Source organism: Vibrio sp. 2132-1, from assembly GCF_033344315.1.
In genome coordinates, this window is the sequence record NZ_JAWPON010000131.1 from 1 (window position 1) to 956 (window position 956).

The 956-nt window shown below is 45.4% G+C and carries 1 pseudogene; it reads left to right on the forward strand.

The annotated features are described in order from the left end of the window. Positions 1-406 precede the first annotated feature (406 nt). Positions 407-956: pseudogene (locus tag R8N47_RS23920) on the forward strand (hypothetical protein); the annotation flags it as partial.

The window sequence follows — 956 nt, forward strand, 5'->3', positions numbered from 1 at the left end:
GAAACCGCAATCAACTGGATGCTCTGGGGGTTAGTAAGCGACCATTTTGCTGTTGACCCATACCAAACGGCGTTGGAGCTCAATTTAATGAATGCGGAACCAAGATGGGGACAAGACGAGCGGTTTGTGGTGGTGACTACGGCAGTTTGAACGACTTTACGCGTTGATTACTAGACGCCCTAAAGCTGAAAATATTGCCCTGCCCGATAAACAACCAACTTATTGACTACAAGCTCATTTATCATAATCGAGATAAGCACAACGTTGCTCATCAAGCACTTAGGAGGCGCATTCGTCACGATCTCATCCAGAGCTTTTATCGGCTTCATGAGACATCGTAAAGAACTGTGCTTCCCATTTCTGCGTATATACTTTCTATCAACAGATGCCTTTTCAGAGAGTAGTTATGTTAGAAGAACGACTTTATGAACGTTATCTGCCTGGGTACTTAGAAAGTAATAGTGAAGAAGAAAAGCAGCGCCTATGGCAGCAAGCTGACCCTAACACGATTTATCAGCTCAATAGCGAATTACAAAAACTGCACGGCGAGGGTAACGACCTCATATCTTTTAGTGACCCCCATCGTTCACACCTCCCGATCACCGCTTGGCCGGACATGCTATCGGCCGACATTGCCTTTTGGCGCAAGCACCAACACTGGTTGTTGCAAAGTAATGACCCGGTCACTCCAACTAATGAAGACGACTTGAGCGTGAATTATAAAATTCCGCTCAATTACATCAACCAATACAATGGTGAGCATTTACACCTGTTCTACGGGTCTCGCCTCGTTTATGCGAGATTGTTCAGCGCCCTGCATTACATTTTGAATCACGTTAAATCGGTGATCGAAGATTGGAGCCACGATCGCTACCCCTATCAATTACCCATAGAACTGTACACACCAACCACAAGTGAGCCGCAATCGGCAGTACGAAATACATATCACCATTTCA